Annotated in this window: 19 protein-coding genes and 1 pseudogene; 9 read left to right on the forward strand and 11 right to left on the reverse strand. The window is 71.9% G+C overall.

Annotated features, from left to right (window positions below; translation table 11 throughout):
- Positions 1-253 precede the first annotated feature (253 nt).
- The 3 genes from ACZ3I3_RS39410 to ACZ3I3_RS39420 all read right to left on the reverse strand — a co-directional run bounded on the left by ACZ3I3_RS39410 (position 254) and on the right by ACZ3I3_RS39420 (position 4,146).
- Positions 254-1,336: a S1 family peptidase gene (locus ACZ3I3_RS39410; RefSeq protein WP_467372605.1), complete on the reverse strand. Its 1,083-nt coding sequence runs from the start codon at positions 1,334-1,336 to the stop codon at positions 254-256.
- A gap of 450 nt (positions 1,337-1,786) precedes the next feature.
- Entirely contained in the window at positions 1,787-2,692 is a 906-nt protein-coding gene (locus ACZ3I3_RS39415) for a S1 family peptidase (protein ID WP_467372606.1), read from the reverse strand.
- A gap of 206 nt (positions 2,693-2,898) precedes the next feature.
- A complete protein-coding gene (locus ACZ3I3_RS39420; RefSeq protein WP_467372607.1) occupies positions 2,899-4,146 on the reverse strand; it encodes a DUF5685 family protein in 1,248 nt (415 codons plus the stop codon).
- A 289-nt stretch (positions 4,147-4,435) separates the two neighbouring features.
- Between ACZ3I3_RS39420 and ACZ3I3_RS39425 the strand changes: the two genes are divergently transcribed.
- Entirely contained in the window at positions 4,436-4,873 is a 438-nt protein-coding gene (locus ACZ3I3_RS39425) for a cell division protein SepF (RefSeq protein ID WP_114251168.1), read from the forward strand.
- A 37-nt stretch (positions 4,874-4,910) separates the two neighbouring features.
- Here the strand turns inward: ACZ3I3_RS39425 and ACZ3I3_RS39430 are convergent, their stop codons facing one another.
- Positions 4,911-6,101, reverse strand: coding sequence for an acyl-CoA dehydrogenase family protein (locus ACZ3I3_RS39430; RefSeq protein ID WP_467372609.1), 1,191 nt, complete (start codon positions 6,099-6,101; stop codon positions 4,911-4,913).
- A gap of 291 nt (positions 6,102-6,392) precedes the next feature.
- Complete coding sequence (locus ACZ3I3_RS39435; RefSeq protein WP_467372610.1) at positions 6,393-8,000, reverse strand: MFS transporter; 1,608 nt, start codon at positions 7,998-8,000, stop codon at positions 6,393-6,395.
- Between the two features lie 287 nt (positions 8,001-8,287).
- Between ACZ3I3_RS39435 and ACZ3I3_RS39440 the strand changes: the two genes are divergently transcribed.
- Together ACZ3I3_RS39440 and ACZ3I3_RS39445 are read left to right on the forward strand one after the other, a co-directional pair.
- Positions 8,288-9,457 (forward strand): hypothetical protein, encoded by a 1,170-nt coding sequence (locus tag ACZ3I3_RS39440; RefSeq protein WP_467372612.1) that lies wholly within the window; start codon positions 8,288-8,290, stop codon positions 9,455-9,457.
- Between the two features lie 227 nt (positions 9,458-9,684).
- Positions 9,685-10,677 (forward strand): phosphatase PAP2 family protein, encoded by a 993-nt coding sequence (locus ACZ3I3_RS39445; protein WP_467372613.1) that lies wholly within the window; start codon positions 9,685-9,687, stop codon positions 10,675-10,677.
- 120 nt (positions 10,678-10,797) lie between these two features.
- Here ACZ3I3_RS39445 and ACZ3I3_RS39450 read toward each other — a convergent pair whose 3' ends face one another.
- Complete coding sequence (locus ACZ3I3_RS39450; RefSeq protein ID WP_356926717.1) at positions 10,798-11,013, reverse strand: I78 family peptidase inhibitor; 216 nt, start codon at positions 11,011-11,013, stop codon at positions 10,798-10,800.
- A 430-nt stretch (positions 11,014-11,443) separates the two neighbouring features.
- On the opposite strand from ACZ3I3_RS39450, the pseudogene ctaD reads away from it, so the two are divergent.
- Positions 11,444-13,015 (forward strand): annotated as a pseudogene (gene ctaD / locus ACZ3I3_RS39455) (aa3-type cytochrome oxidase subunit I); the annotation flags it as partial.
- Here the strand turns inward: ctaD and ACZ3I3_RS39460 are convergent.
- Genes ACZ3I3_RS39460 through ACZ3I3_RS39470 form a run of 3 tightly spaced genes read right to left on the reverse strand, consistent with a single transcriptional unit; the run spans position 13,014 to position 15,918 of the window.
- On the reverse strand, positions 13,014-14,054 hold the full coding sequence (locus tag ACZ3I3_RS39460) for a helix-turn-helix transcriptional regulator (RefSeq protein WP_467372615.1): 1,041 nt from the start codon (positions 14,052-14,054) through the stop codon (positions 13,014-13,016). The pseudogene ctaD and the gene ACZ3I3_RS39460 sit on opposite strands and share 2 nt — an antisense overlap.
- Positions 14,055-14,093: 39 nt before the next feature.
- A complete protein-coding gene (locus tag ACZ3I3_RS39465) occupies positions 14,094-15,380 on the reverse strand; it encodes an ABC transporter substrate-binding protein (protein WP_467372616.1) in 1,287 nt (428 codons plus the stop codon).
- The gene (locus ACZ3I3_RS39470) at positions 15,355-15,918 is read right to left on the reverse strand and encodes an MTB12 C-terminal domain-containing protein (protein WP_467372618.1); all 564 of its coding nucleotides are present in this window, start codon (positions 15,916-15,918) and stop codon (positions 15,355-15,357) included. The genes ACZ3I3_RS39465 and ACZ3I3_RS39470 overlap by 26 nt, the downstream gene beginning before the upstream one ends.
- Before the next feature lie 143 nt (positions 15,919-16,061).
- On the opposite strand from ACZ3I3_RS39470, the gene ACZ3I3_RS39475 reads away from it, so the two are divergent.
- From ACZ3I3_RS39475 to ACZ3I3_RS39485, 3 genes are read left to right on the forward strand one after another with little or no spacing between them, the layout of a single operon-like run.
- Positions 16,062-16,538 carry a hypothetical protein gene (locus ACZ3I3_RS39475; RefSeq protein ID WP_467372619.1) on the forward strand — a complete coding sequence of 159 codons (477 nt, stop codon included), beginning with the start codon at positions 16,062-16,064 and terminating at the stop codon, positions 16,536-16,538.
- 9 nt (positions 16,539-16,547) lie between these two features.
- Positions 16,548-19,268: an ABC transporter permease subunit gene (locus ACZ3I3_RS39480; RefSeq protein WP_467372620.1), complete on the forward strand. Its 2,721-nt coding sequence runs from the start codon at positions 16,548-16,550 to the stop codon at positions 19,266-19,268.
- Entirely contained in the window at positions 19,265-19,906 is a 642-nt protein-coding gene (locus ACZ3I3_RS39485; RefSeq protein ID WP_467372621.1) for an ATP-binding cassette domain-containing protein, read from the forward strand. The genes ACZ3I3_RS39480 and ACZ3I3_RS39485 overlap by 4 nt, the downstream gene beginning before the upstream one ends.
- Positions 19,907-20,014: 108 nt before the next feature.
- On the opposite strand, the gene ACZ3I3_RS39490 is transcribed toward ACZ3I3_RS39485, so the two are convergent.
- Positions 20,015-20,659 carry a LysM peptidoglycan-binding domain-containing protein gene (locus tag ACZ3I3_RS39490; protein WP_467372622.1) on the reverse strand — a complete coding sequence of 215 codons (645 nt, stop codon included), beginning with the start codon at positions 20,657-20,659 and terminating at the stop codon, positions 20,015-20,017.
- A gap of 544 nt (positions 20,660-21,203) precedes the next feature.
- Between ACZ3I3_RS39490 and ACZ3I3_RS39495 the strand changes: the two genes are divergently transcribed.
- Together ACZ3I3_RS39495 and ACZ3I3_RS39500 are read left to right on the forward strand one after the other, a co-directional pair.
- Positions 21,204-21,986, forward strand: coding sequence for a hypothetical protein (locus tag ACZ3I3_RS39495; protein WP_467372623.1), 783 nt, complete (start codon positions 21,204-21,206; stop codon positions 21,984-21,986).
- 85 nt (positions 21,987-22,071) lie between these two features.
- Positions 22,072-22,461: a hypothetical protein gene (locus ACZ3I3_RS39500; RefSeq protein ID WP_467372624.1), complete on the forward strand. Its 390-nt coding sequence runs from the start codon at positions 22,072-22,074 to the stop codon at positions 22,459-22,461.
- Positions 22,462-22,529: 68 nt separating this feature from the next.
- Here the strand turns inward: ACZ3I3_RS39500 and der are convergent, their stop codons facing one another.
- Positions 22,530-24,023 carry a ribosome biogenesis GTPase Der gene (gene der / locus ACZ3I3_RS39505; RefSeq protein ID WP_467372625.1) on the reverse strand — a complete coding sequence of 498 codons (1,494 nt, stop codon included), beginning with the start codon at positions 24,021-24,023 and terminating at the stop codon, positions 22,530-22,532.
- Positions 24,024-24,066 lie beyond the last annotated feature (43 nt).

The following is a 24,066-nucleotide window of genomic DNA, read 5'->3' on the forward strand; positions in this document are numbered from 1 at the left end:
GTGTCGGGGGGTGTCCGCCCGCAGCGGTTGGCGCGTCAACGCGAGTTAGTCGGTGTCCGACCCCATCGCGCCGTTCCGAGGACGGACACCCCCCGACGCGGCCCCGACCCACCACCCGGCGCGTAGGCGCGACGCGCACCCCCACCACACCCGCGCAGGCCGCCGCCAGGCACCCCGCCCAACCGCCGGCGGCACACGCAAAAGCCCCGCCCCTCACACAAGGGGCGGGACTTCACAAGCCTGGGACCGGAACTCAGCCGATCTCGGTCCCGGTCGCCGACAGCGCCTCCGTCACCGGCTGGAAGAAGGTCTCCCCACCGGACGTGCAGTCACCACTGCCACCGGACGTCAGCCCGATCGCGTTGCTGCCCGAGAAGAGCGCGCCACCACTGTCACCGGGCTCCGCGCACACGTCGGTCTGGACCAGACCGTTCACGATGTCGCCGTTGCCGTAGTTCACGGTGGCGTCCAGCCCCGTGACCTTCCCGTCGTGCACCTGGGTCGTCGAACCGCTCCGCGTGACCTCCATGCCGACCGTCGCCTCGGCGGCACCCGTGATCTTCTGCGTCGAGCCGTTGTAGAGGTTCACCTCACTCGGGTGATCCACCTCCGCGGTGTACTTGACCAGCCCGTAGTCGTTGTCCGGGAAGCTGGAGTCCGCGTTGGTGCCGATCTCCTTGCCGCTGGAGTCCGACCACGTCGAGATGCCCTCGGTGCAGTGCCCGGCGGTCAGGAAGAACGGCTCGCCGCCCTTGACCACGTTGAAGCCGAGCGAGCAGCGGCCGCTGCCGCCGGTGATCGCGTCGCCACCGGCGATGAAGGGCTTGTACTCGCCCTTCGTCCGCTTGAGTTCGGCCTTCGCCCCGAGCCCGTCGACGACCTTTGTCAGCTTCGTCCACTCGGCCTTGGACACCGTACGGTCGGCGGTGACGACGACCTTGTTGCTCGTCGGGTCGGTCACCCAGGAGGTGCCCGGGATGGTCGCGTCCTGCTTCAGCGCGCCGCGGGCGCTCTTCAGTTCGGCGAGAGAGTTCGCCACGACTCTCGCCTTGGCTCCCGCCTTCTCGACGGCCTTGGCCGCGGCCTCGTCGAGCACGTTCACCACGAGCTTCTTGCTCTTCGTGTCGTAGTACGTGCCCGCCGCGTCGGCGCCGAGGTCCTCGGCCAGCGTCGAGGCGAGCTTTCCGGCCGCCGTGACCGACAGGGTCCGGGGCGCGGAGGCCTCCGGGGTCTCGCTCGCGTTCGCAGTCTGGAAGGTGACTCCCGCGGCGACCAGTGCGGCGATGCCCGCACCTGCCACGGCTGCACGCCGCTTGGGTATGCGTCGGTGCTTCAACTCACGTCCTCCTGTGGGGGGTCGGCCCGAGAGGTTGTGGGGACCTCGCGAACCGGAAGGCTTTGTTGACGAGCGCCCACTATTCCGAGGACAACGGGGAGCACACAAGGGTGAGTTCGAGACGCGCGTAGACAGCGCTTCGCACGCCCCCTCATTTTGACCGTCCACGGTCAAATCGGACCCAACTCCCCTGTGTTCACAGTGCAAACATTACGCGTGAGTAATGTGCGGGCACTCTGCGGGGTTCACGCGTGGCCGAATTTCGCCCCTCCGTCAGCGGGTTCGGAGAGGCGCCCGCGCACCACACGAAAGCCCCCGCACGCGATGCGTGCGGGGGCTTCGAAGTGCCGAACTGCCGCCGGGAGCCTGCCGGGTCCCACCTGGACCCACCGGGACCTACCGAGAGCTGCCGGAGGCCGCCAGGGACTGCCGGGAACCTGCCGAGAGGGCTTAGTACACGCTGACCCCGTAGGCGCTCAGGGCCTCCGTGACGGGCTGGAAGAACGTCGTACCACCGGAGGAGCAGTTACCGCTGCCGCCGGAGGTCAGGCCGTAGGCGACACCGTTGCTGCCGTAGAGCGAACCGCCGGAGTCACCGGGCTCCGCGCAGACGGTGGTCTGGATCAGGCCGGAGACGATGTCCCCGCCGCCGTAGTTGACGGTGGCGTTGAGGGCGGTGACACGGCCGCTGCGCGTACCGGTCGTGGAGCCGTCGCGGATGACGGTGGTGCCCACGCTCGGGGTGGCCGCGCGCGTGATGTCCACGCCGTTCGCGGTGCCGGGACGGCTGACGGAGCCGCTGTAGCGGACGAGGCCGTAGTCGTTGCCCGGGAAGCTGGAGCCGGCGGTCGAGCCGATGACCGTGGTGCGGCCGGAGTTGGAGTACCAGGTGCCCGCGCCGTCGGTGCAGTGACCGGCGGTCAGGAAGTATTCGGTGCCGTTGCTGGCACGGACGTTGAAGCCGAGGGAGCAGCGCCAGCTACTCGCATAGATGGCGTCGCCGCCCTGGATCAGCTTGTTGAACTTGCCGGGGGTGCGCTTGATCGTGAGCGCGTCGGCGTTGGCGCCGGCCTGCTGCTTGATCTTCGCTATCTCCGCCTGGCTGACCGTGCTGTCGACGGTCAGGAGCACGCGGTTGGTCTTGCTGTCGACGGCCCAGGCGGTGCCCGGGACGTCGGCCTTCAGCAGCGAGCTGCTGGCGCTCTTGAGCTCGGTGGCGCTGAAGGTGGCGGGGGTGTCGGACGCGTTCGCGCTGGGGATCGCGATCGCTGCGGCGGCGACGAGGCCGGTGGAAACGGCGATCAGCCGGGTCCGTCTCGAAATGCCGCTGCGGGGGGTGGTGCGCTTGATCCTCACTTTTCGTTCCTCCACAAAGGAAGTCGGGGGCCCTCGTGGGGTTTCGGGCCCGTGAGGCGCAGTCCGGGGCGAGGCAGGCCGGATTCCGAATCCGCCGTGCCCCTGACAAGCGCTGTTGGGGAGTATTCGGCCGAACGGCCGGTAGGCGCAAGAGGGCCTTTCGGCCGTGCCCTTCTGAACCACCGGCCACGGCGGGGTCAGCGATCTCAGGGGCAGCAGCAGTCGCATCCGTCGCAGTCGCAATCGCGGCAGCAGCCCTCGCGCTTCTTGCGGGACCACGGCCCCTCGTACTCCTTGGCACAGCACAGCTTGCAGGTGCAGCACAGCAGCCAGAACATCCCGCAGCCGGCCCAGAACCCGCGCCGTCCCTGGGGCGGCTGGGGCACCGGCGCACCACCGCCGAGCCCACCACCGCCGTACCCTCCCCCACCTGCGAACGGGTTCCCGCCACCACCCGCGTACGGGTTCCGTCCAGAGCCATGCGACCCGTACGGCCCGTGCGCCCCCTGGCCGTGCGGCCCCTGAGGCGGCTGCTGCCCGTACGGCCCGCCCTGGTGTGACGCGCACGCCGGCACCGTGCCGAACGCCCGGTCCACCGAGCGCCGCAGTTCGTGCACGAACAGCAGATGCACGAGCTTCGCGTCGGCGAACTCGGCGTCGCGCAGCGCGAGCCGCACCCCGTGCACCGCGTCGTCGGCGAGCCGCCGGGCCTCCGTGAGGGAGGTGCCGGTCGCGGCGATCGGGTTCCAGGCACCTGACGCAGCGTCAGCGTGCAGGTCCTCCACGGCGTCCAGGAGGTGGGCCAGCCGCCCGAAGAGCCGTCCTGCCTCGGCGAGCGGCCCGGCGTTGTGCGGCCGGCCGGCGAGGACCGCCGTGTGCGCGAAGGCGGCGGCGGTCGCGGTCTCGGTCGGTTCGGTGACCGTCAGGATCGGCGTACCGGGCCCGGCGAGCGTCTCGATGCCGCTCTGCCGGTCCACGGCGTCGACCAGGACGGCCGTGTCGAACCCGACGGCGGAGCCGGTGCGCGCCCCGGCGCGGTCCCAGCCCGCGGCGATCCGGCGCGCGGCGCGCGCGACCGGCGCGCGGGCCAGCAGCCCGTCGCCGTCGGCGACGTGGTCGCGCACCTTGGCGGAGGCGAGCACCAGCGACACGGCCGCCGCGAGCCGCGCTCCCTCACCGTGCGCGACGGACGCGGTACGCATCCCGCGCAGCGGACACGGCCCCGCCGTACGTCGGCCCACACCGTTCGTCGCGCCGCCCGACCTGCCGCTCGCCGGGCCCGCCTGAGCCTCCGTCAACACGGAGACGAGCAGCCCGTCGTAATTCGTCACGATGCGCGCGAGCTGCCCGTGGTCCCGGCGCAGCGCGAGACACAGCCCACACAAATGCGCCATCCACTGGGCCGTGAGGCTCTCCCCGAGCCGGTGCCGACAGGGCCTGACCATTCCGAACATCGTTGTCCCCCCGTGTTCCGTACGACGTTTGGCGCCGCATGGTATCGGCCATCACGTTCACCCGTACGCACCGCTCATCACCCGTACGCCGTGAAGAATCATATTTCACTCACAGTCAGCAGTCGTTTACGACAAGGCCCTTGGGAAACACGGACTCTCGACGGATTCGCTGTGCACCAGTACCGTCACAAACCCCCCGTGCGGCGTCTATCCACTTGGCGCGCCATCCGCATCATGGACGACCATAGGGATGCGGAAAGCAGAAAGACCGCTGTGAGAGGAGGCGTCCATGGGATCGGTACGCAAGGCAAGTGCCTGGCTTGGCCTCGTCGACGACAACGAAGACGAGCGTTACTACGACGACGACTACTCCGACGGGACCGAGCCCGGGGAGGCCTGGGTCACCGATCCGCGCGTCAAGGTGGCCTCGGACGTCGCCGAGGAGAAGGGGCGCCGCATCGGCACCGTGACCCCGGACAGCTTCCGGGACGCGCGCGCCATCGGCGAGCTGTTCCGCGAGGGCGTGCCGGTCATCATGAACCTCACGGCCATGGACGCCGGCGACGCCAAGCGCGTGGTCGACTTCGCGGCCGGGCTGATCTTCGGCCTGCGCGGTTCGATCGAGCGGGTGTCGACCCGTGTGTTCCTGCTGACCCCCGCCAACACGGAGATCGTGAACGGCGACCCGGCCGCGCACCGCACGGACGGCTTCTTCAACCAGAGCTGAGGCAGGGCCGCTCACCGGCCCTGCCCCCGCGCGGGGTTCACCGGAAGGCGTCGAGTCCGGTGAGCGCCTTGCCCAGCACGAGCTGGTGCATCTCGACGGTGCCCTCGTAGGTGAGCACCGACTCGAGGTTGGTCGCGTGCCGCATGACGGGGTATTCGAGCGAGATCCCGTTGGCGCCGAGAATGGTGCGGGCCGTGCGGCAGATCTCGATCGCTTCTCGTACGTTGTTGAGCTTGCCGAAGCTGACCTGCTCGGGACGCAGGCGGCCGGCGTCCATACGCCGTCCCAGGTGATGGGCGAGCAGAATTCCCTTGTGCAGTTCGACCGCCATGTCGGCGAGTTTGGCCTGGGTGAGCTGGAAGCCGCCGATGGGCCGTCCGAACTGCTCCCGCGACTTCGCGTAGTCGACCGCGGCCTCGAAGCAACTGCGGGCCGCACCCATGGCGCCCCAGACGATTCCGTACCGCGCGTGCGACAGACAGCTGAGCGGTCCGCGCAGGCCGGCGCCTTCCGGCAGTACGGCGTCGGCGGGCAGCCGTACGTCGTCGAGGACGAGTTCACTGGTGACGGAGGCCCTGAGGGACCACTTGTGCTTGATCTCGGGGGCGGAGAACCCGGCGCTGTCCGTCGGCACGACGAACCCGCGGATCCCGTCGTCGGTCTGCGCCCACACGACGGCGACGCCGGCGACCGAACCGTTGGTGATCCACATCTTGCGACCGTTGAGGACCCAGTCGGTACCGTCGCGCTTGGCGTACGTCCGCATGGAGGCCGGGTCGGATCCGTGGTCGGGCTCGGTCAGTCCGAAGCAGCCGATGACCTCGCCGGAGGCCATGCGGGGCAGCCACTGCTGCTTCTGCGCCTCGCTGCCGAAGCGGTGGACGGCGTACATGGCGAGGGAGCCCTGCACGGAGACGAGGCTCCGGATCCCGGAGTCGGCGGCCTCCAGCTCCAGGCAGGCGAGCCCGTACTGCACGGCGGACGCGCCGGCGCACCCGTACCCCTCCAGGGACATCCCCAGGGCACCGAGCTCTCCCAGCTCGCGGGCGAGTTCCCGGATCCCCGGCAGCTCCCCCTTCTCGTACCAGTCGGCGACATACGGCAGCACCCGGTCCGCGGCCCAGGCCCGCACGGTGTCCCTGATCCCGAGATCCTCCGGCGCCAGGAGTTCGTCCAGCCCGAGGGGGTCGGCTGGGTCGAAGGGAGGAAGCTTGGACGACTCGGACATGCGAACACCCTCCGAAACTCTTTAACTAGCACTGCTAGCCAAGACGCTACGACCCCCGCCCACCCACGCACCACCCGAAGCCGCCAACTGAAAAGGTGGAGGTCGCCAGTGGTGGTGCGGCGCCGTCGGCGGCCGTGGCGTCATCCGGCAGTTTCTACCCGGCCGCCCAGCCATCCCCTCACCACAGGCGCCCCCTGCCACCGCAAGCCGCCGACGGCGCCGGACCCCCACAGGCGACCTCCACCCTCCGGCCGACAGCTACGGGTGGCGCGTGGGTGGGCAAAAAAGACGTCACACCGAGACGCGCGACTCCGCAGCGTCCCTCGGCGCGGGCAACTCCACCGCACCGTCACCCTCCCCCTCACACTGCATGACCCGCGGCAACCGCAACGCCATCCCCGCCCCCAGCAGCAACAGCCCCGCGCTCACCAGCAACGTCACATGCAGCCCGTGCACAAACGCGTCCCGGGCGGCATGGCGCAGGGCCACCCCGGCAACCCCGCCCAGCTGCGCAGCAACCTCGTACGCCTCCCCCAGCGAATGCCCCGCCGAGGAGGACGCCGACTCCGGCACCCCCGGCACACCCGACAACCCGGGCGCGTACGCCGCGTTCATCACCGTGCCGAGCAGGGCGATCCCGATCCCCGCCCCCAGCTGGTACGACGTCTCGCCGATCGCCGCCGCCCCACCGGCCTGGTCCTGCGGCGCCTCGCTCAGCATCGACTCGTACGCCCCGAACAGCGTCGTCTCCAGCCCGAAGCCGAGCAGCACGAAACCGGTCAGCATCAGCGCGCAGTCGTCCGTCCGTCCCAGCGCCGTCAGCAGCACCACCGCGAAGGCCGTCAGACAGAACCCGAAGCACACCATCCGCCGCGGCCCGAACCGCCGCAGCATCCGCGCCCCGGCCAGCCCGGCCGCCATCGCGGCGAACGTCAGCGGCAGCAGCCGCAGCCCCGTCTCCAGCGGCGACAGCCCGAGCACCAGCTGCAGGTACTGCGCCGCGATCAGTTCGAGTCCGACCAGCGCGAGCATCGCCAGCACGATGCACCCGACGGCCGTGCTGAACGCCGGCCGCGCGAACATCCCGAGGTCGACCAGGGGATGCTTCCGCCGCCGCTGCCGCCGTACGAACGCGACCAGCAGCGCCGCGCCCACCACCAGCGGCAGCACGGTGAGCAGGCTCCCCACCGACTCACCGCCGCCGAGCCGCTTGACGCCCAGCACCATCCCGAACAGCCCGATCGCCGCCATCAGCGCGCCGACCACGTCCCAGGGTCCTTCGCCGTCGCCCTTGGACTCGGGCAGCAGCAGTCGTCCCACCGGGAGGCTGACCAGCATCAACGGGATGTTGACGAGGAAGACCGAGCCCCACCAGAAGTGCTCCAGCAGGAAGCCGCCGAGCAGCGGCCCGACCGCCGCGCCCACCGCGGCCACGGCGCTCCAGATGCCGATCGCGAGCGCCCGCTCGCGCCGGTCCGGGAAGACCTGCCGCAGGATCGACAGGGTCGCGGGCATGATCATCGCGCCGCCCACGCCGAGCAGCGCCCGCGCCACGATCAGTACCTGGGCGTTGTCCGCCAGGGCCGCCATGCCGGAGGCGACGCCGAACAGCGCGTACCCGAGGAGCAGGACCCTTCGTCGGCCGACGCGGTCGCCCAGCGTGCCGAAGAGGATCAGCAGCGAGGCGCAGACGAGCGGATAGACGTCGACGATCCAGAGCAGCTCGATCCCGCCGGGCTTCAGGTCCTCGGTGACGGCGGGGACCGCCACGTGCAGCACGGTGGCGTCGACGGCGACCAGCAGCAGGCTGACGCAGAGGACGACCAGAACCACCCAGCGGTTGGCACCGGCCCCGGCCGCCCGACGGCGCAGCGCAGCGGCCGTGGTCGTCCCGGACATGTACGTACCTCCCAGATGTTCCTCGCGATCGGCGGGCTCACGGGGTGGGGGACGCCCCCGCGACTCGGCCGGAGAGGAGCGGTGGTCTCCGGCCCGCGCAAACGAAAAGCGAGTGACACGTCAGAGTACGCGAGTCCGCGCGGGAGCCGAGTGGCGGACCTCTCACACGTCCGGCGGAAAGATGTGGCGTACGCCACTCCCCTCGCCACTCCCCTCGCCACCCCCCTCTGTGCCGACCACGCCCCCGGGCGGCCGGCCGGTTCCGGCGCGGGTCGATAATCGGGCCCGTGACCGATCTTGAGACGCGCGCGGCCCCGTCCCGCGCCGGGGCGCTGCGCCGGGCGGCCCCGGCGCTGCTCGGGTACGCGGCCGTCCGTGCCCTGGGCCTCGTCGCCCTGGCCCTGTGGAGCGCGGCGCGCGACAAGAGCGCGTACACGCTGCTGACCGCTCGCTGGGACGCGCTCTGGTACACCAGGGTCGCCGAACTCGGCTACGGCTACGAGGTACGTCTGGCGAACGGGGACGTGCACTCGAACCTCGCGTTCTTCCCTCTGCTGCCCTGGCTGGAGCGGCTGGTGGCGGCGGTGTCCCCGCTGTCGTACGCGGACGGCGGTTTCCTGGTCGGCCTGGTCACCTCGGTCGCCGCGGCCTGGGGGATCTTCGCGGTCGCGGACCATGTGTACGGCCGCCGGGCCGGGGTGTGCGCGGTGCTGCTGTGGGCCGTGCTCCCGGTCGGGATCGTGCAGTCGATGGCGTACAGCGAGTCGCTGTTCACGGCGCTCGCCGCGTGGTCGCTGTACGCGGTCCTGACGGGCCGCTGGGTGACCGCTGGCACGCTGGCCCTGCTGGCGGGACTGACCCGCCCGGTCGGGTTGGCCGTGGTGGCCGCGGTGTGGGTGGCGGCGATCGCCTCCTTCGCCCGGGAGCGGCGGGCCGGCGACGCCCCCGAACCCGGCCCTCGTGCCCGCCGCGTCCTCGGCATGCTGCTCGCTCCCCTCGGCACCGCCGGATACGTGCTGTGGGTCGGCCACCGCACCGGCAAGGGTCCGCTCGGCTACCTCGACGTGCAGGCGGGATGGCGCAACGGCTTCGACGGGGGTTACGCCTTCGCCCGGTTCGTCGCCGAAAAGTTCACGTCGTTTCCCTCGGCCCTGGCCGGTGCCGGACTGATCGCCGGGGTCGCGTCAGTCGTCTGGCTGTATGTGGCCGGAGTACGTGGGCGCCAGCCACTGCCGCTGCTGGTCTACACCGGGGTGGTCACCGCGCTCGCCCTGTGCGCGTCGAGCTACTTCGGCTCGAAACCGCGCCTGCTGATGCCCGCCTTCCCGCTGCTGCTGCCCCTCGCGCTCGCCCTGGCCCGGCTGCGTATCCGCAGGTCAGCGCTGGTGCTCGGGTCGGTGGCGGTCGCCTCGGCGGTGTACGGGGCGTTCTGGCTGAACGGCTCCGGTCCTCCCTGACCCGCTGTGAGCGTCCGGAGAATTGCACGCCATGCCCCGGTGAACGAATTCAAAAGCTCAATAAAACGCGCTTCCGGAATGATCAAAGGAATTGAAGGCCGCAGGGCCCGGCGATTACGGATTCGCTGGAAATAAACCTCCTCCTGAGAGGAATCCCACATCACATCGTCATCACAAAGCCGTTGATTCGACGGGGATCCGAGCTCACTCGCTGTAACGTCGATTGGGTGCGTACCGAACCGAAGCTCACCCGTCTGGACCGGGTGTTCGCCCGCCTGGACCGTGAGCCGGAACGACCGGCCCACATCGATGTGCCGAAGATGAGCAGGCACCGCATCGTGCTCTTTGCGGCGACCCTGGCCTTCTACGGCGCGATCGTGTGGGCCGTGATCATCACGTCCTGGCTGGTGCGGCTCGACTGGCAGGTCATGTTCTTCCGGCCGTACCAGCAGTGGTCGGAGATCCACTGGTTCGTCGACTACTACGTGGTGCTCGGCCAGCGCGGCCCGACCGCCGTGATGGTCGCGGCCTGGCTGGGCTGGCGCTCCTGGCGGCAGCACACCCTGCGCCCGCTCCTCGCCCTCGGCGTCTCACTGCTCCTGCTGAACATCACGGTCGGCGCCGCCAAGTACGGCATGGGCCGCCTGGGACCGCACTACGCGACCGTGATCGGCTCGAACGAGATGTGGCGCGGCGGCGATATATTTCCGAGCGGTCACACCGCCAACGCCGTGGTGACCTGGGGAATCCTGGCCTACCTGGCCTCCACCGCGAGAGCGCAGCGCTGGCTGTCCGCCGTGTCCGCGGTGACCTCGCTCGGCGTCGGGATGGCCACCGTCTACCTCGGTACGCACTGGCTGAGCGATGTGCTGCTGGGCTGGGTCGCGGGGCTGCTGATCCTGCTCGGCCTGCCGTGGTTCGAGCCGCTGATCGCCCGTTCCGAGGACAGGATCTTCGACCTGCGCGACCGCTGGCGGGCCCGCCGGAAGCGTGCGGCGACGGCCGCCGCCCCGGTCAGCGCGCCGCACGTGGTGGTCACGCCGCTGCCCTCCGACCGGGACGACGTCACGGCCCGCTCGCCCCGGGCCCCGGTCTATCTGGCGCCGGGCCCGCACACGACCCGCGCGGAGCGCACTCCGACCACCCCCGCCGGCAGCCGCCGCCCGCCGCACACGGAGCGGCACCCACGCGGCTCGGCCTCCTCCTCGGCCCGCCCCTGACGCGCGGCCGGCCACGACCAGGCCGGGGCGGCGGGCCGGTGCGCACACCCCGTCCGGGCACGGCGAAGGCCCCGGTTCCGCTCCGGAACCGGGGCCTTCGCGGTGTCTCAGGCCTGTGTCTCAGCCCTTCCAGGCCCGCGCCACCCGGCCGCCCCTCACCTCGAAGTTCAGCCGGCCCACGCGGTACTCCATCGTGATGATCGCCCCCGGCGGCAGCGTGCGCACCGTCGGCCAGCCGCGCTCACGCGCGAGGTGCTCGGCCCGGTCGGCGTCCAGGCCGACATAGGTGTCCGGGCTGTCGTCGGGTTCCGCGGAAGGTGTCGGAATCGGTGCCATGCCGCCACGCTATGCCGTGCCCGGCGACCGCGGAAGTCCGGGCCTGTGCCCCCGGTCCCCGTCCCTCCCCTGTCACACTTCTGTCACAAGATCACGACAGCTGTTTCGGGAGCTGTCCGTCACACGGACGAGCGGTTTCCTAGGCCTTCCGCAGGTATTCGATCGCAATTTCCGCGTGTCACATGAGCCCATGGAAAAGCCCGGCGGAAAGTTCCGGGAGAAGTGATCTCGGGGCCCCATTCCATTCCGGCGCCGCACCCGGCCGGCTCAGCCGCCGCCGCACAGGAAATGCATGGCTTCGGCACGCAAAGGCCGGTACGCCCCCTGTCGGAGCGCTCGGTGACGCGAGCATCATGGCGTGAGCTCGCGGGCACGTGTGGCGCGGGCTTCGGCGGGCCCGGTACGCGATGAGCGAAGGGGCGAGCGAGCGATGGGGACGCAGACCGTACAGGCGACGGTTCGGCCCGTGCCGAGGAAGAAGCACGGGCGGGTGGTGGTGGACTGGCTGACCACGACGGACCACAAGAAGATCGGTCACCTCTACCTGATCACGTCGTTCGTGTTCTTCCTGATCGCCGGAGTGATGGCGCTGCTGATGCGCGCCGAGCTGGCCCGCCCCGGACTGCAGATCATCACCAACGAGCAGTTCAACCAGGCGTTCACGCTGCACGGCACGATCATGCTGCTGCTGTTCGCGACGCCGACCTTCGCGGGCTTCGCGAACGAGCTGATGCCGTTGCAGATCGGCGCACCCGACGTGGCCTTCCCACGGCTGAACATGCTCTCGTACTGGCTGTTCCTGTTCGGCGGGCTGATCGTGCTCGGCTCACTGCTGGTACCCACCGGACCGGCCGACTTCGGCTGGTTCGCCTACGCCCCGCTCAACAGCGCGGAGCGCACGCCCGGCATCGGGGCCGACCTGTGGATCATGGGGCTGGCACTGTCCGGCTTCGGCACGATCCTCGGCGCGGTCAACTTCATCACCACCATCATCGGGATGCGCGCCCCCGGCATGACGATGTTCCGGATGCCGCTCTTCACCTGGAACACGCTGTTCACGTCGATCCTGATCCTGATGGCGTTCCCGGTGCTCGCGGCGGCGCTGCTGGTGCTGGAGGCGGACCGGCGGTTCGGCTCGCAGGTCTTCGACGCGACCAACGGCGGGGCCATCCTGTGGCAGCACCTGTTCTGGTTCTTCGGCCATCCCGAGGTGTACATCATCGCGCTGCCGTTCTTCGGGATCATCTCGGAGATCATCCCGGTCTTCAGCCGCAAGCCGCTGTTCGGCTACCTGACGCTGGTCGGCGCGACGATGGCGATCACCGGCCTGTCGATGGTGGTGTGGGCGCACCACATGTTCGCCACGGGCGCGGTGCTGCTGCCGTTCTTCTCCTTCATGAGCTTCCTGATCGCGGTGCCGACGGGCGTGAAGTTCTTCAACTGGACCGGCACGATGATCAAGGGCTCGCTGTCCTTCGAGACGCCGATGCTGTGGGCGACGGGCTTCCTGGTGACGTTCCTGTTCGGCGGGCTGACCGGGGTGATCCTGGCATCGCCGCCGCTGGACTTCCATGTGACGGACACGTACTTCGTGGTGGCGCACTTCCACTACGTGGTCTTCGGCACCGTCGTCTTCGCGATCTTCGCCGGCTTCTTCTTCTGGTGGCCGAAGTTCACCGGGAAGATGCTCGACGAGCGGCTCGGCAAGATCCAGTTCTGGGCGCTCTTCGTCGGCTTCCACACCACGTTCCTGGTGCAGCACTGGCTGGGCGCCGAGGGCATGCCCCGCCGGTACGCCGACTACCTCGCCGCGGACGGGTTCACCGCGCTCAACACCGTCTCGACCATCGGCGCGTTCCTGCTCGGCATGTCGACGCTGCCGTTCCTCTACAACGTGTGGAAGACCACCAAGTACGGCGAGAAGGTCGAGGTCGACGACCCCTGGGGCTACGGCCGTTCCCTGGAGTGGGCGACGTCCTGCCCGCCGCCCCGGCACAACTTCACGGTGCTGCCCCGGATCCGCTCGGAGTCGCCGGCGTTCGACCTGCACCATCCGCGGTACGCGGCGGTGACTGCGCAGCCCGAGCCAAAGCCCCATCAAGCCGGTCGCGAACCTTCCTGATCGCCTCGATCAGCCCGTCGGGTTCGAGCACCTCGAACTCGAAGCCCAGCATCATCACGTGGATCACCATCACGTCGAGGCTCCCGGCGCCGCAGCGCAGCAGGCAGGTGTCCGGGCCCTCCGCCTCCAGCACCCCGGCGCTGGGCGAGATGTGCGCCGCGGCCTCCTCCAGGGGCGCCAGGAGCCGTACGACGGCGTGGGTGGCGTACGCGCGGGTGGAGACGCCCTGGGAGACGTAGGCGGCGAGATCCTCGGCCGGCGCCTCGCGCGGCTCGAAGCGCGGGCCGTGCGGCGGCCTGGGCGTGATGCGGTCCGCGCGGAACGTGCGCCAGTCCTCCCGGTCGAGGTCCCAGGCGACGAGGTACCAGCGGCGCTCGGTGCACACCAGGCGGTGCGGTTCGACACTGCGGCGGGTGGTGGTGCCGTCGTGGCCGCGGTACTCGAAGCGCAGGCGCTCGGCGTCCCGGCACAGGTGGGCGAGCTCCGTCAGCACGGCCGGGTCGACGGCGTCGGGCAGGGGGCCGCGCAGCATCGGCACGGTGAAGGCGTTGAGGGCGCCCACGCGGCGGCGAAGCCGGTTCGGCAGCACCTGTTCCAGTTTGGCGAGGGCCCGTACGGAGGTCTCGCCGATGCCCTCGATGCCCTGCCCGGCCGCCGTGCGCAGTCCGATCGCCACGGCGACGGCCTCGTCGTCGTCCAGGAGCAGCGGCGGCAGCTCGGCGCCCGCGCCCAGCTGGTAGCCGCCGCCCGTGCCGGGGCTGGCGTTGACCGGGTAGCCGAGTTCGCGCAGCCGGTCCACGTCCCGGCGCAGGGTGCGGGCGCTGACGCCGAGCCGCCCGGCCAGGTCGGGGCCGGACCACTCGCGGTGGGCCTGGAGCAGGGACAGCAGACGCAGCAGGCGGGCCGAGGTCTCCAACATGGGGACGAGTCTGCCAGCCCTTGCGGACAGCCACTGTCCTCAAGGCTCGTACGCCAGCTGGGGGACGTCGAAGCAGGTGCGGTTCATGTCCCCCTGGCCGACCCAGCCCCTGCCGTCCTGCCAGCGGGCCACCGACAGGCAGGTCCGGCTGGTCCTGGGCGGCTCGGGGCGCCGCTCGAACCGGACGGGCAGGAGCAGTCCGCCCGCGGTGTATCCCTGGCTGCGGTTCATGGAGGCGTCGACGCACGCGCGCGTGATGCCCGTCTTCACGCAGGACCGCGCGGCGTCCGTGAACCAGCGTGCGGCCGCCCAGCCCTCCAGCTGCCACTGCGAGTGCGTCTTCAGGCCCTTCGTCGCCTCGCGGAACTCCCGTACGGCCGGGTGGCCGGTGTCGTCGAAGTTGCGGCTGGAGCCGGTCGCCCAGAGGGCGTTGCGGCAGCGCGGGGCGTCCTTGTAGGCCTCGGCGACGGTGGACGTCCAGTTCTGCACGTTGGTCACCTTGGCGGTGACACGGGCGCCGACCTCGTCCATGGCCTGGCACAGCCGGGCGTTGCCGTGGCTGTCGATGGCGTCGAAGACGAGGTCGGCGCCCTGTTCCTTCAGGTCGGCCGCGACGGCGCGGAAGTTGGGCAGGGCGAAGTCGACCTGCTCGGTGACGACCTTGTAGCCCTCGGCGCGCAGGCCCCGTTCGACGAGCCGGGCGTAGGCGGCGGACGCGGACTGGTTGTAGGAGACGACGGCGGCGGTCCGGGCGCCGTGCTCGCGCTTGAAGTAGCGGTAGACCTCGGTGCCGCCGTACAGCTTGCCGTCCCAGCCGGTGGTGCCGTTGCGCGGCGCGAGGCTGCCGTAGATGCCGTAGAGGTGCGGGTAGGTGTCGTAGGCGCTGCCGAGGGGCTGGCCGCCGATGTCGGGCACGCGCGCGCGGGAGACGCGGGAGGCGCCCGCGTAGTCCAGGGCGGTGGTGGCGACCAGGGCGACGACCTCGTCCTCCTCGACCAGCCGGTGCACGCACTCGTTGTTGCCGACGCCGCTGCCGCCGTCGTCGCACAGGCGCACCTCCACGCGGCGGCCGCCGACGCCCCCGCGCGCGTTGAGCCGGTCGAACCAGGCCTTGGCCCCGTCGCGCGGGCCGGTGAAGGCGGCGCCGCCGACGGGGCTGGTGGCGCTGGTGATGATGCCGACCCGCAGGGGCGCGGCGTCGCGCGGCGCGGGGGTGCGGTCGTCGTGCTCGAAGTCGCTCTCGGGGAGCCGGCTGCCGCAGGCCGCGCTCAGGGCGAGCAGCAGCGCCGCGGCGAGGGCCTCAGCAGCCCGGGACCGGCGACGCATTGCCGCTCAGTTGCACCAGCGCGCACAGCGTCTTGGCGGACAGCTTCCAGGTGCCGTTCTCCTCGACGGCCGTCCCGGAGGCGTCCGGCAGGACGGTCGCGCCCCTCAGGGTGAGTGTGTACGTCACGTCCGCCTCGGTCGCCGAGGTGAACTCGATCTTGGTGACCTTCGCCTGGACCTGTCCGCCGCGCTCGTCACCGCTGAAGGCCTCGAGGACGGGGCGCATCCGGTCGCCGTTCTCCAGGAGGGCCTGCTTGTCCTCGGTCGGGGTCTTCGGGTCGAAGAACTTCTCCCAGTTCTGCCTGATCTCCGTCTCGGCCGCGGCCCGGTCCGCCGGCGCGCTGGCCGGAGCGCTCGTGGTCCGCTCCGCGGTCGGTGTGGGCGGCGTGTTCCCGCTGCCGCCGCCGTTGTCGTCTGTGCATGCCGCGAGGGCCGGGGCGAGAGCCAGGATCAGGGCGGCCGTGATCGCCGTACCCCGTCCCGCGGCTCGTGGGCCCCGTGTCTCGTTCCCCCGCCTGAGGTCGCTGCCGAGAACCATCTGGCTCACCACCGGGTGTCGGTCCGGGCCATGTGCGCCCGGTGCTTTCAGGGTCAGCTTCCAAGGGGCATAGTGCAAGCGAGCGGCGGACTTGAACAGGCGGCCAGGCGCGTGCCCGGACAACCGACGTGTGGGAGCCAGCGATGCGGACAAGCCGACTGCGGACCGTGCATCCCGTCCTCTGGGCCGGCTGGGCGGCGTTGGCCGCCGGGGCGGTGCTGTGCGTCGTCGGCTGGTACGGCGTCTCCGGGGAGCGCTTCGCCGAACGGCAGCTGCCCTACCTCGCTTCCTGCACGGTCCCCGGCGCGGCGCTGATCGTCTCCGGGGCGGTGCTGCTGGCCCACGGCCGGGACTCGATCGCCGCCGCGCGCGTGGAGGAGCTGTACGGCCTGCTGGTGGCGGCCGAGCCGGACGAGGTGGACGCGACCGGGCAGGCCGCGCTCGCGCCCCTCGCGGTCAGCGGCGAGCTGCTGATGGTGCCGGGCGGCACGCTGTGGCACCGCGCGGACTGCCCGCTGGTGGCGGGGAAGGCGGAGGCGGTTCCGGTGGACGCCAAGCTGGTGGCGAGCGGCGAGCTGGGCCCGTGCCCGATCTGCGAGCCCGCCGAAGAGACCGACTGAGACCGGGCGATGTCCTCGCTGACGTACGACCTCACCCTGGCCGGCCTGGCGGTGGGCAGCGCGGCGGCGCTGACCGGGATCGGCCTGATCGTGACGTACCGCGCGACCGGCGTGCTGAACTTCGCGCACGGCGCGATCGCGATGGTGTGCGCCTACGTGCTGCGGCAGTGCGTGGTCGAGTGGGGCTGGCCGCTGTGGCTCGCGGCCGCGGTGACGCTGCTGGTGCTGGCGCCGGGGCTGGGGGTCGTGCTGGAACGGTTCGTCTTCCGGCCCCTGGCGGTTCTCGGCGGTGACCCGGCGCAGACGCTGGTGGCGTCCATCGGGGTGTTCGTGCTGCTGGTGGGCGGGGCGGCGCTGCTGTGGGGGCAGGGGGCGCGGGACGACGCGCCGGAGCTGGTGGCGGACGAGCCGTGGGGGCAGCTGGCGGTGGTGCTGGTGCTGGCCGCGGGGGTCGCGGCGGTGGTCCGCTGGACACGGTTCGGACGGGAGCTGCGGGCCGTGGTCGACGACCGGCAGCTCGCCGTGCTGGGCGGCATCGACGCGGACCGGGTGGCAGCGGCGGGCTGGGCGTTCGGCTCCTTCACGGCGGGCCTGACCGGCGTGCTGCTGGCGCCGTACGTGCGTCTCGACCCGTACGGGCTGTCGCTGCTCGTGATGGAGGTCGTGGCGGTCGCGGTCGCCGCACGGATGCGGAGCCTGCCGGTGGCGGTGGTGGTGGCGCTGGGCGTCGGGGTGGCGCAGAGCCAGCTCACGCGGCTGCACCCGTCCGGGTGGGAGGCGCCGCTGCTCCAGGCCGCCGGCACGAACCTGTTCGTCGTCGCCCTGCTGGTCGCGGCCCTGGTCCTGCCGGGCGTGGGCACGCGTGACGCGCTGCCGCGCACGGCCACCGCCCGGGTTCCGACTCCGCCCGGCGCGTGGATCGTGGCGGCCGTGCTGTTCCTGCTGCCGCTGGGCCTGGCCGGCCGGGATCTGCACACGTCGATCCAGGTGCCGGCGCTGGCCGTCGTCCTGTTGTCCCTGGTGGTGGTCACCGGCCGCGGCGGTCAGATCTCGCTGGGGCAGGCGGCGTACGCGGGTCTGGGCGCCCTGTTCACCGCGCTGCTGGCGGCGGGCCGCTTCCCGGGCCTGCCGGCCGTGCCGGAGCTGGTGGCCCTCGCGGTGGCGGTCGTCCTGGTGGCACCGCTCGGCCTGCTCACGGGCTGGCCGGCGATCGGCCGCCGGGGCCTGGCGCTGGCGCTGGCGACGTTCGCCGTCGGCGTGGGCGTGAGCCGCTTCGTCTTCGACCAGCCGTACGCCACGGCGGGCCTGTCGCTGGGCCGCCCGGCGGGTTTCGAGGAGGACCGCGCGTACTACCTCCTGGAGCTGCTCCTGCTGGTGCTCGCGCTGCTGGCGGCGCACGCGCTGCGCCGGGGGCGGACCGGCCGGGCCCTCGCGGCCATGCGGGACCACGAGGCGGGGGCGCAGGCGGCGGGCGTGCGGGTGCCGTCCCTCAAGCTGCTCGCCTTCGTCGCGGGCGCCGCGCTCGCCGCGCTGGGCGGCGGCATGCTCGGCATGGGCCTGCGCGCCTTCGACCCCGCCGCCTACGACCCCGTGCGCGGTCTGCTGTGGTTCGCTGCGGTCGTGGTGCTGGGCGCCGACAGCACTCTCGGTGCCCTCGGCGCCGCGGCCCTCCTGGTCGGCCTGGACGCGGGCACGCGCGGCGGTGTGGCGGCGGCCCTGATCGGCGTCCTGGCGGTCCTCGTGGGCCGCTTCCCGGGCGGCCCGTACGAGGCCCTGCGCACAGCGGCGGAACGCCTGCGCCTACGCCGCGTCCCGGCCCTCACACCGGCGGGAGCCCGGGCGCGCGGGCGGCTGCGCCCGCTGGAGCGGCGGGCGGCCCGGACGGCGCCGGTGCCGGCGGGCGCGACAGCGACAGCGACAGCGCCAGCGCCAGCGACAGCGCCAGCGACAACAGGGGCGACGGCACGTCCGGCACACGACCGGAGCAGCCGGCCACCGGCCTCCCGGGGCACCTCGACACCGTCGGCTCCCGCCTCCCCCCTCCTCACCGCCCGCCGTCTCCACGCCCACTACGGCGGCTTCACCGCGCTCGACGGGGTCGACCTGGACGTCTTCCCCGGGCGGATCACCGCGGTCGTGGGCCCCAACGGGGCCGGAAAGAGCACCCTGTTCCACTGTCTGGCCGGGACGCTGCGGCCCGCGCGCGGCGAGGTACGGCTGGGCGGGCGGGACATCACCGCCCTGCCCTCACACGCCCGCACCCGGCTCGGCGTCGCGCGGACCTTCCAGCAGCTGGCCGTCTTCCCGTCGCTGACCGTGGCCGAGAACGTCCGGGTGGGCGCCGAGCAGGGCCGGGTGAGCGACCCGGGCGCCGTGGAACGGACGCTGAGGCTGCTCGGTCTCGACGGGCCGTTGCGGGCGCTGCCCGCCGCCGGGCTGCCCACGGGGACGCTGCGCCGCGTCGAACTGGCCCGGGCCCTCGCGGGCGCCCCGCGCGTCCTGCTGCTCGACGAGCCCGCCGCCGGCCTCGACACCACCGAAGTGGCCGCCCTCACCCGGGTCCTGAGGGCCCTGGCCGCCGACGGCACGGCCCTGCTCGTCGTCGAGCACGACCTGGACCTGGTCGCCGGCCTCGCCGACGTCGTGCACGTGATGACGGCGGGCCGGATCGTCGCCTCCGGACCGCCCGGGCAGGTCCTGGACGCCCTGGGAACGGCGGCCGGGCGATGACCACCGTCTCCCTGCGCCACGCGCGCGTGCGCTACGGCCCGCTGGAGGCCCTGCACGGCGTCACCCTCGCCGCCCCCGGCCCGGGCCTGACCGTCCTGCTGGGCCGCAACGGCTCCGGCCGCAGCACGGCCCTGCGCGCCCTGGCCGGAGCGGTGCCCCTGTCGGGCGGAGCGGTGGTGTGGGACGGCGCCGACGTGACGCGCGTACCCGCGTACGAGAGGGCCCGGCGCGGGCTGTGCCTGGTCCCGGAGCGGCAGGCCGTGTTCGGCTCGCTCACCGTGCGCGAGAACCTCGACCTCGCCGCCCCCGACCACGACCCGGCCCTCGACGCCTATCCGCAGCTGCGGTCCCTGCTGGAGCGGCGGGCCGGCACCCTCTCCGGCGGGGAGCAGCGCATGCTCGCCCTGTCCAGGGCGCTGCTGGCACGCGCACGTGTGGTGCTCGTCGACGAGCCCGCCCAGGGCATGTCGCCCTCGGTCGCGGCCCGTACCTACGAGCTGCTGAGCGCGCTCGACGCGTGCGTGGTGGTCGCCGAGCAGCGCCTGCCGCCCGCCCTGCGGGAGCGGTCCGCGATCGTCTACGAACTGCGCCGCGGGGCGGTCGTGTTCGCCGGCGAGGCGGGCGAGCTCCCCCACTGACCGCGAGCTCCCCTACTGACCAGCGGGCTCCCCCGCCGACCCGGCGCGCGAAGGCCCCGTCCGGTCGGCCGACCGGACGGGGCCCGTGTCCCGGCGAGGGGGAGCGGCTCAGAGTTCGAGGCGCAGGCCGGGCACGATGATGTCGGGATCACCGCCGATGGCGGCCTTGTTGGCGGCGTAGAGGTGCTGCCAGGTGGTCCCGTGCCGGGCGGCGACGCCGCTCAGGGTGTCGCCCGCGCGGACGGTGTAGTCGCCGCGGGAGGAGCCGCGGTCGGGGTGTGCCGTGGAACGCGCCGGCGTCTTCGAGGGCTTCGCCGGAGCGGGCTTGACGGAGGTGACCGGGTCGGCCGCAGCGGACGCCGCGGGTGCGCTGCCGCTCGCCCCGGCGCGTGCCGAGCAGGTCGGCCAGGCGCCCCATCCCTGCGCGCGCTGGACCTTGGTGGCGACGGCGATCTGCTGGGACTTGCTCGCCCGGTCGGCGGTGGGCGCGTAGGCCGTGCCGCCGTAGGCGCGCCAGGTGGAGGGGGCGAACTGGAGTCCGCCGTAGTAGCCGTTGCCGGTGTTGATGTGCCAGTTGCCGCCGCTCTCACACTGGGCGATGCGGTCCCACACTCCGCTGTCAGCCGCCGCGGCGTTTCCGGTCGCGGCGAGCAGTCCGAGGGGCGCGAGCAGTGCCGCGCCGGCGAGGACCGCCGTCGTACGAACCTGGTTCTTCCGAGCGTTGTCGCGCGTGGTATCGGCACATTCGGACATGTAGTTCCCTCTCGAAACACCCGGGGTCCCCCAAGGCGGAACGCCACTCCCCGCGCCATGGGGCACGTGGGTCGCGCTCGCCCCGTCCGCCGGTGTGGTGCTGCGCGTGGTTCCGGAGAATCACGCGGCCGGCGGACGTACCCGAGCGGTGCTCGCTGCACACGGCCGAGGAATCTAAGGAGTTGACGGGCCGTCATCAACCGGTTGCCCGTCGTGCCAGGCCAGTTCCCCGATACCTCGGGTAACGGCTATTTCCGGACACCCACTTCATTCCCGGATTTCCTGATATGTCGACCCACGCGCCCGACGGACTGTGACCCACTTCACCCTCTCAACCTCCTCTACAAACCGCCGAGTTGACGATGAGTGCGCGATTCCGCGCCGAGCGTGACCCTGCGCGCCGGTTGGTTCGATTCCGTTCGCTCTGGGGCGTGACTCCCGCCACAGATCGCCCGTTGTCATCTTCATGAGCCGGGACCCACCCGGACCACGGGCCGGGAGCCACCCGGTCCTGCCACGCACCGCATCCCCGAGGGAGCCACCCGTGCCGCGCATGCTCGACGTCAGCGACGAGGTACGCGCCGAGATCGGCGACGAAGAAGCCGACCGCCTGCTCGCCGGAGAGACCGCCCCGGGCAGTTACGACTGCACGTCCTGCCGCACTCCGGGCGACTCCGAGCAGGAGCGCACCAGCACCGTCCTGTTCATCGGGGACGAGACCGCCGTCCTCGCCTTCGCCCACGCCGGCTGTCTGCCCTCGCAGGTCGTCCAGGTCACCGAGGAACAGCTCCGGGGCGCCGTGAAGTCCATCACCGGCGACACCGTCGACCTGGAGCCCGACAAGGTGGTGCCCGAGCAGGCGGTGCTCGGCGTGACCAGCGGACTCGTGCTGATCGCCGGGGAGCTGCACCCGGCCCTGGTGGTGGAGCCGACCGCGCCCATCGCCCGACCGGGCACCACGGGCTCCGGCGACGACTTCCTGCCGCTGCTCATCGAGCAGGGCTTCATGCCGCTGACCGAGCTGTCCGCCGTACCGCCGGTGCTGCACGGCTGGTCGGTGCTGCTCGCCGTGGGCCAGCTGCACGCGGTGCTCCAGCCCGGCAGCAACGGCGGCCAGCCGGTGGCCTGGTGGCAGGCGCACCAGCCGCTCCAGGTCACCGAGGGCTGGCGCGCGGCCGCCAACAAGCACCAGCAGGTGCTGATGTTCGCCGCGCCGGTCGGCTCGATCGGCCGGCAGCCGCGCGAGGACCTGCTGCGGGACGCGCTGGACAAGGCGGCGGCGACCGGAAAGCTCGTGGCCGCCGCGCTGCCGCTGGCCGGCACCTGAGCGGCGCGTCACCCGGGCAGACCGCACCCCTGCGAAAGCCGTACCGGGGCCGCATCCCTTGACCCGCGGGGTCGTTTGGACATACGTGCACGCATATGACGTTCCCCGCCGCCAGTCCTACTCGTCGATCCCCTCCGCACGGTCGGCTCAGGACTCCCAGGGCGGCCCATCGGCCACGCCGATCTACGACGCGCTCTACGCCGAGTACGTCAAGTCCTTCCGCGCACTTCCCGGCGACCGCAGCGGCGAGGAGAAACTCGGCTTCACCGCCTTCGGGAACCTCCCGCACAGCACGGGTTCGTACGGCAGTTCCCACAGCAACTCCTACAGCGCCTACAGCGCGGGCGCCCAGAGCGCCCGACATGCCGCCGGACAGCAGCCGCAGTGGCAGCGCGTCGGGACCATCGGCTCGCACGGCACGGGGATGCACCACGTGCCGGCCGCGCTGCCGCCGGGCCGGCGCAGCGGCGTCTGAAGCGAGCACCGCACAGCGGAAGGGCGGTCCCGGCCGGGACCGCCCTTCCGCTTTTCGCCCTTGTCCTGCTACTTCTTCTTGCCGCGCTTCTCGCGGACCCGCACCGAGATGTGGATCGGCGTCCCCTCGAAGGCGAACTCCTCGCGCAGGCGGCGCTCGATGAAGCGCCGGTAGCCCGCCTCGATGAAGCCGGAGGCGAAGAACACGAACCGCGGCGGCTTGGTGCCCGCCTGCGTGCCGAACAGGATGCGCGGCTGCTTGCCGCCCCGGATCGGGTGCGGGTGGGCGGCGACCAGCTCGCCGAGGAACGCGTTCAGCCTGCCGGTCGGGACCCGGGTCTCCCAGCCCGCCAGGGCCGTCTCGATCGCCGGGACCAGCTTCTCCATGTGGCGGCCGGTGCGCGCCGAGACGTTGACGCGCGGGGCCCACGCGACCTGGCCCAGCTCCGTCTCGATCTCCCGCTCCAGGTAGTAGCGGCGCTCCTCGTCGAGGGTGTCCCACTTGTTGAAGGCGAGGACGATCGCACGGCCCGCCTCGACGGCCATGGTGACGATCCGCTGGTCCTGCACCGAGATGGACTCGGAGGCGTCGATGAGGATGACCGCGACCTCCGCCTTCTCGACGGCGGCGGCGGTGCGCAGCGAGGCGTAGTAGTCGGCGCCCTGCTGGAGGTGGACGCGCTTGCGGATGCCCGCCGTGTCGACGAACTTCCAGGTGACGCCGCCGAGTTCGATCAGCTCGTCGACCGGGTCCCGGGTGGTGCCGGCGATTTCGTTGACGACGACGCGCTCCTCGCCGGCCACCTTGTTCAGCAGCGAGGACTTGCCCACGTTCGGGCGGCCGATCAGGGCGATGCGGCGCGGCCCGCCGATGCCGCCCCCGCCGAACGTCTCGCGCGGCGCCTCCGGCAGCACTTCCAGGACCTGGTCGAGCATGTCGCCGGTGCCCCGGCCGTGCAGCGCGGAGACCGGGTACGGCTCCCCCAGGCCCAGCGACCACAGGTAGGCCGCGTCGGCCTCGCCGCTCGGGCCGTCCACCTTGTTGGCGCACAGCACGACCGGCTTGCCGGCCTTGCGCAGCAGCCGGACGACGGCCTCGTCGGTGTCGGTGGCGCCGACCTTGGCGTCGACGACGAAGACGACGGCGTCGGCCGCCTCGATGGCGTACTCGGCCTGGGCGGCGACGGAGGCGTCGATGCCGAGGACGTCCTGCTCCCAGCCGCCGGTGTCGACGACCTTGAAGCGGCGGCCCGCCCACTCGGCCTCGTAGGTCACACGGTCGCGGGTGACACCGGGCTTGTCCTCGACGACGGCCTCGCGGCGGCCGATGATGCGGTTCACCAGGGTCGACTTGCCGACATTGGGGCGGCCGACCACGGCGAGGACGGGCAGCGGGCCGTGCCCGGCCTCCTCGATCGCGCCCTCGACGTCCTCGAGGTCGAAGCCCTCCTCCACGGCGAGCTCCATGAACTCCGCGTACTCGGCGTCGCCGAGCGCCCCGTGGTCGTGCTCGGGCGCGCCTTCGTAGGCGTCCGAGCCGTCGGGCTGGGTGTGGTCGTTCATGAAGTCCGTACCTCGTCGTTCATCGTGGTGGTCGGTGGAGTAC

It is taken from the genome of Streptomyces sp. NPDC016851 (assembly GCF_055562795.1).

Bases quoted from the DNA above. Each gene is read 5' to 3' on its own strand.
- ACZ3I3_RS39420 (WP_467372607.1), bottom strand. From the start codon at position 4,146: ATGTTCGGAATGGTCAGGCCCTGTCGGCACCGGCTCGGGGAGAGCCTC.
- ACZ3I3_RS39425 (WP_114251168.1), top strand. From the start codon at position 4,436: ATGGGATCGGTACGCAAGGCAAGTGCCTGGCTTGGCCTCGTCGACGAC.
- ACZ3I3_RS39430 (WP_467372609.1), bottom strand. From the start codon at position 6,101: ATGTCCGAGTCGTCCAAGCTTCCTCCCTTCGACCCAGCCGACCCCCTC.
- ACZ3I3_RS39435 (WP_467372610.1), bottom strand. From the start codon at position 8,000: ATGTCCGGGACGACCACGGCCGCTGCGCTGCGCCGTCGGGCGGCCGGG.
- ACZ3I3_RS39450 (WP_356926717.1), bottom strand. From the start codon at position 11,013: ATGGCACCGATTCCGACACCTTCCGCGGAACCCGACGACAGCCCGGAC.
- ACZ3I3_RS39460 (WP_467372615.1), bottom strand. From the start codon at position 14,054: ATGTTGGAGACCTCGGCCCGCCTGCTGCGTCTGCTGTCCCTGCTCCAG.
- ACZ3I3_RS39465 (WP_467372616.1), bottom strand. From the start codon at position 15,380: ATGCGTCGCCGGTCCCGGGCTGCTGAGGCCCTCGCCGCGGCGCTGCTG.
- ACZ3I3_RS39470 (WP_467372618.1), bottom strand. From the start codon at position 15,918: ATGGTTCTCGGCAGCGACCTCAGGCGGGGGAACGAGACACGGGGCCCA.
- ACZ3I3_RS39475 (WP_467372619.1), top strand. From the start codon at position 16,062: ATGCGGACAAGCCGACTGCGGACCGTGCATCCCGTCCTCTGGGCCGGC.
- ACZ3I3_RS39480 (WP_467372620.1), top strand. From the start codon at position 16,548: ATGTCCTCGCTGACGTACGACCTCACCCTGGCCGGCCTGGCGGTGGGC.
- ACZ3I3_RS39485 (WP_467372621.1), top strand. From the start codon at position 19,265: ATGACCACCGTCTCCCTGCGCCACGCGCGCGTGCGCTACGGCCCGCTG.
- ACZ3I3_RS39490 (WP_467372622.1), bottom strand. From the start codon at position 20,659: ATGTCCGAATGTGCCGATACCACGCGCGACAACGCTCGGAAGAACCAG.
- der (WP_467372625.1), bottom strand. From the start codon at position 24,023: ATGAACGACCACACCCAGCCCGACGGCTCGGACGCCTACGAAGGCGCG.